This window comes from Priestia sp. JV24, from assembly GCF_025910025.1.
Lineage (GTDB): Bacteria > Bacillota > Bacilli > Bacillales > Bacillaceae_H > Priestia > Priestia megaterium.
In genome coordinates this window covers 1-5,325 of record NZ_JAPCIN010000039.1, presented here as the reverse complement: position 1 = coordinate 5,325, position 5,325 = coordinate 1, and the positions used below count along the sequence as shown (strand labels likewise).

Below are 5,325 nucleotides of genomic sequence, written 5' to 3'. Positions count from 1 at the left end.
CATTGGCGGCCGAGCATGAGCGCACGCATGCATTGAGCCATGAGCTTGATCGCTATGAAAAAGAGAACAAGACACTGAAGAATGTTTTGGATGAGACAAGGCAAGAATTAGAGGTATATGTGGCGGATCAAGACGGCCAAGTGGAAAAGGCGAAGAAACAAATGCGCCAGAAGCTTGTGCGTGATTTCTCAGCTGAACAAAAGGAAAAGGTCAAAGATGAGGTTACGAGAGAACAAGATACGCAGTATGAGGCTCATATAGGCTCTCTAAGCGATAATTTGACAATTGAGAAGCAGAAACATAAGAAAACGAAAAAAGAGCTTGTACGGGAAAAAGAAGTGAATGAGAGCTTAACGGAGATGAATCTTGGTTATATAAAGGATTATGTGCCCAAAAAAGAGCTTGATGAGGCGAATAAGCAGGTTCAGGAATTAAAAGAAGAGAACAAAACATTAAAAGCTTGGAAGGAAAAAGCATTGAATTGGATTGATCAGAATGTGGAGAAGATGAAGAGGATTTCATTTTTTCAATATGTCGGTGGGATCGCTAAACGATCAAATCGTCAGGAACAAGACTTAGAACGGTAAAAAGGAGACATGAAGTTGAGCAAAATAAAAACGACACTCTTACTTATTGCTTTTGCAGTGGTAGCTGCTTACGATATTTATTTATTGTTGAACGCTTACACGTATGGTTTTGCTGATAAATAAGCTGATATTAAAGGATTTAAATAAAAAAGAGCAATCCTATCTCAACTGGCATTGGAGAAGGTTTGCTCTTTTTTGTTTAGGAATTTTACTTTGCAAAAGTAAAAGAAAAAGTTAGATTAGGTCGTTAGCTCTTTTAGTGTAACATAATAAAACGAAACTTGTCATACAAATTTCAAAATAAAAGAAGCAATCTGGGCATTGGCAATCGAGATTGCTCTTTCATAAGGGTTTGTCCATACGTATCCGAAGTATGAAACATAAGTAGATTACCATGTTCTGTAATTAAGGACTATTTTAAATGTGTTGCTGCGTGTAAAAATAAAAAAAGAGCAACCTCATCTTTGTCATAGGAGAATGAGGTTGCCTTCAAATACGTTGAAATCTGAAGTAATGAATGCAACAATAACACATTTTGGATAATATTGCTAATTTATAGCTTGTAAGTAAGATATGTATAAAAAAGCTCCAGTCTAAAGGGCACATTTGACTAGAGCTTTTTTTGTTTTTTTAACAGATTAATCTCAGAGAGACATGTAATTATTGGTAATTATAATATAGTTAAATCATTATACATATGCATAAAAGGTGGACTTCTTATACATTGTTTTCATTGATTTGCTCAATAGAATGCCTATTCTATCAACAATGTATAAAAAGTTGCATAAAAGAGAAAAAGAGAACTTCTTCGAACCCTTGGGGCGTAAGGGTTCTCTTTTTTGATGTGTTCCGGAAAGAGACATTATGTTAACTAACTTTGTATATCTTATACAGCTTAAAAACGAAAAACCTACTGAACAGGGATCAGTAGGTTTTTCTGCTATAGATATCACTATTTATCAGTTGATGCTCGGAACATCTTGGGTAGTTTGCTCAATATAAAAAAATTGATCTAAAAAAGCAAACATTATTGTTTTTTTAGATGTACTATTTTAGCAGCATTGTCTAAACGTTCTTCTGATTTTTTTAATCGTTTTTGAGTGTTTATTAAAGATTTTTGAACAGATGAAGGTGTAATAGTTGAAACTTTAACGCTTTTTGCTTCTGTACATACCAGGTGACCTATACCATCTTTCCATTGAATCGTACATTTAAAATTCCCAAATAAGTTGTTACGTATTTTTAAAACGAGATGTTTTGTCATAGGATAAGAATTATCACTATGTGAGAGCATTAATATAGCCTTATCTCGGTCTTTCTCATGAATGATATTCCATATATTAGATGCATCTGGAAAGTATGAATGAGTTGTGTTTGAAGAATTTAAAATCGTACCTTTTTGATTGATTTGAAAATAAGGAACAGGAATCCATTTAGTTATCATAGTATTCATGTTCTGTCTCCTTTAAATTAATAATCAACTTATTTAAAGTGTATTTGATATACATCTTAAAGATAAAAAAAACGAAATATCTTGTCAATCGGAAACAGTTTTTTCATAGAAACTTTGTTCATCTTATTATTTAATGTGTTCCGAAAATGTTTTATGTTAACAAGTAAGAGAAGTAATAGCAGGAAATATCATCTTGCATTTGAATACTAGTATTATACTCTTAATACGAAAATGGAGGCTAGTATGATGCTGGTAAAAAAGATGTTAAATGGGATTATGATGAAAGAAATCACTATTAAAGAATTAGCTGATCAGTATGATGTGAGTACTCGTACGATTCAATTAAAGATTAAGAAATTAGGTTATCAATGGGACAGTAAGGAAGGTATTTATCGCTATGTTGGAGAAGAATCAGAGCCTTTAGATGTTGATTTTCGTACCCTTATCTCGAAAAACAGTAAAATGCCAGCAGAACAAAAGTTAACTATTAGCGAGATGGCAGCTAGTACGAGCTATGTTGATGAAAGCGAAAGTACTAGCACTAGCTCTTCAAAAGCTAGCACAGTAGATGCAATTGATTTGTTGCTGCAAAGTCCAAAAGACCGTTCAAAACGAGTATATCGAGGTTTTTACTTTGATAATGATGTGCTAAGTATTATTGATCGAGTCCCCAAAAGTTATAAATCCGAATTAGTAAATGAAGCTCTGAGAAAAGTGTTTAAGGAGAAAGGATTATTAGACTAAAAAGAAAAGCAGGCTTAAGCCTGCTTCTTTAGCCTTAAAGGCTAATATGTTTAAGAAATTTTTATTAGTTTTTGTGAAGGTTCTTGATGTAGGTTTTGAAACTGTTGAACGGCCTCTGTCATAGATTCCGTATTTAATTTCTTTAAGATGCTTTTTCTTTGATTTTTTATAGTGCTTTCTTCTTTATGGAGAAGGTTTTGTATTTCTGAAATAGAATGACCATCAATAGCAAGAGCAAAGACTTCTTGTTCTGCTTTAGTAAACTGGTTCATAAATACTTTCTCTTTTAGGATTTTGCATTCTTCTTCAACATTCTTTAGTCGAGCAACTTCATCAACTAAATCAGAAGCTACACTTAGAATACTTTCAATACCCATTAATAGTTTTTCGCTTTGATCCATGATAAGACCCTCCTATTTTTTGAGGGCAACCCATGTTATAATTAATATCGGTATATACGTTGTACTAGTTACGACATGGGGTGTTTCTCTGCCAGGAGAAATGCCCTTTTTATTTTGTTGTGTCTAATCTTGATGCAAGTCGTTTTAATCACCTCCTTAAATTATTTTAAGCCTTCTCTTTCTCTTAAAGCTTTGAATCTATCAAATTGACTTCTATATTGATAATCCTTATTTTCTTTTTTACTCACAAGAATTTTCCCATCGTATTTAGCAAATTTTTTGTGCGAATTATAATCAGTCCATGCTAGATCAGAATTTACAATATAAACGTTTGATGACCCCATTTTTAAAACATCAATAAACCCGTTTTCTTGAAGCAGTTTTATAGCTCTATAAATTGTCATACGAGATTTACCAAAGTAATCAATAAATACTTCATAGGAACAAGCCAAAGCGTTACGAGTATCCATGTGTTCTAAAATAAAAAATAAAACTGAAGAAGCAAATCCATGATTAGTCATTAACCAACGAATCTCTGGCATATTGTCTCTATACAATTGAACAAAATTTGTGTTTTTATCTTTTTCTTCTTTTTGTTTTTGAACTTCTTCTTCTTGTTCCTGAATTTCTAAAAAACGTTGTAACTTTTTAAATTCATTCTGGCTCAATTCAAGTGTAACTTTTGGTTGTTCGGTCATATGTATAACCCTCCTCAAAATTAAATGATACATATATGTTTCATTTTTGATACATCTTGTATCAAGTTGTTTCATGAGCTATGATACATATATGTTTCATTTTTGATACATCTTGTATCAAAAATGAGTGTTTTTTCCTCTTTTGATACATCGTATAACATTTTTTGATACATGTAAAGACAAAAATGTTACTTGTGGAAACTTTATGTATCATAGCTTATGTTACATATATGTATCACAGCTTATGTTACATTCAAACTCTGAAAATCCTATTATATCAACCTTTATAGCTAGTCCCCTTTCTTATATCTGATGTTGGCTCTTTTCAATACAAGGTTCGAGTAGTATTTTTTAAGAAAAACACTTAAAAAATCTCCACTCTTTTCTCCTTGCATTTCAAATTTCGGCAGGTTTGGTTATCTCGCCAAGCCGACCATACCCAAAACGAAGTTAACGATGATCGGCTTGTTCTAGCAATTGTACCTGCCGAACCGCCAGAGCAGCCGTCCTTAATTTCTACTTCTTAAAAATTAAGAGACGCAAATGGGGACTAGTCCCCAAACCCCTAGCCAGCACTCCACCCCAAAACGAACGGGGAAACGGGTAAGAACGACTGCCATGCATCTGATGAAAATTGGTTGCATGGGGGGCATGCACTTGTTTTTCTTATAAATAAAACCTTAGAAAACAAATTAGCGTCAAAACCTTGATATAATAGGATTTACCATATAAGAACGCCCCCCGTGCATGGTTAAAATGATATGCATGGGGGGCGTTCTTTGTTATTGTTTAAAGGATATTTGAGATACAAAGTATAACTATTTATATAATTATAATTGCACGGGAGGGAACGATATGTCAGAAGCGAAACTTGGCCAAGAGCCGGCGTATTGGACTGGTGAGGTAGCAAAGAAGCTAGAGGTGTCAGATAGTACTTTAAGAAAGTGGTGTATCCAATTGGAGGCCACAGGTTATAAGTTTGTTAAAGGAGAGAATGATAGTCGGGCTTTTACTAAACATGACTTAAACGCTTTACAGCTATTTAAACAAATAGTAAAAGTTCAAAGAAAAACCAAAGAAGTAGCATGTTTAGAAGTTGTTGAACGCTACGGTGCACGGCAAGGAACGCCCCCCATGCAACCTGCACAGATGGCCGTTCAAGCTCATGAGTTCAAAGATAAAATTGATGATATGGCTCAAAATATTGAAGAAATAAAAAAGCAATTACAAGAACAGATGGAATTCAATAAAAAGCTAGTAGAACGTATGGATCAGCAAAGTATGAGCCATATACGTGAAATTCAGGAAACAAGAAAACAACTTGCTGCTGCTCAAGAAAAAAAGAAGTGGTGGGAATTTTGGAAAGCTTAATGTATTTTAAGTCTCATAAACAATATAAGTTCTGATATATGTACAGTATATACAACGTTTTTTATAAGACA

The 5,325-nt window shown here is 33.5% G+C and carries 5 protein-coding genes and 1 pseudogene; 3 read left to right on the top strand and 3 right to left on the bottom strand.

What is annotated here, in order from left to right:
• Positions 1-587, top strand: a pseudogene (locus OK414_RS27890) (plasmid recombination protein); the annotation flags it as partial.
• 1,027 nt (positions 588-1,614) lie between these two features.
• Here OK414_RS27890 and OK414_RS27885 read toward each other — a convergent pair.
• Positions 1,615-2,040, bottom strand: coding sequence for a hypothetical protein (locus OK414_RS27885; protein ID WP_233335549.1), 426 nt, complete (start codon positions 2,038-2,040; stop codon positions 1,615-1,617).
• Positions 2,041-2,283: 243 nt separating this feature from the next.
• Here OK414_RS27885 and OK414_RS27880 point away from each other — a divergent pair, with 243 nt between their 5' ends.
• Entirely contained in the window at positions 2,284-2,784 is a 501-nt protein-coding gene (locus OK414_RS27880; protein ID WP_233335550.1) for an HTH domain-containing protein, read from the top strand.
• 50 nt (positions 2,785-2,834) lie between these two features.
• On the opposite strand, the gene OK414_RS27875 is transcribed toward OK414_RS27880, so the two are convergent.
• The gene (locus tag OK414_RS27875) at positions 2,835-3,185 is read right to left on the bottom strand and encodes a helix-turn-helix transcriptional regulator (RefSeq protein WP_016766105.1); all 351 of its coding nucleotides are present in this window, start codon (positions 3,183-3,185) and stop codon (positions 2,835-2,837) included.
• A 161-nt stretch (positions 3,186-3,346) separates the two neighbouring features.
• Positions 3,347-3,883: a replication/maintenance protein RepL gene (locus tag OK414_RS27870; RefSeq protein WP_016766104.1), complete on the bottom strand. Its 537-nt coding sequence runs from the start codon at positions 3,881-3,883 to the stop codon at positions 3,347-3,349.
• 855 nt (positions 3,884-4,738) lie between these two features.
• Here OK414_RS27870 and OK414_RS27865 point away from each other — a divergent pair.
• A complete protein-coding gene (locus OK414_RS27865; RefSeq protein WP_233335551.1) occupies positions 4,739-5,254 on the top strand; it encodes a DUF3967 domain-containing protein in 516 nt (171 codons plus the stop codon).
• The last annotated feature ends 71 nt before the right edge of the window (positions 5,255-5,325 follow it).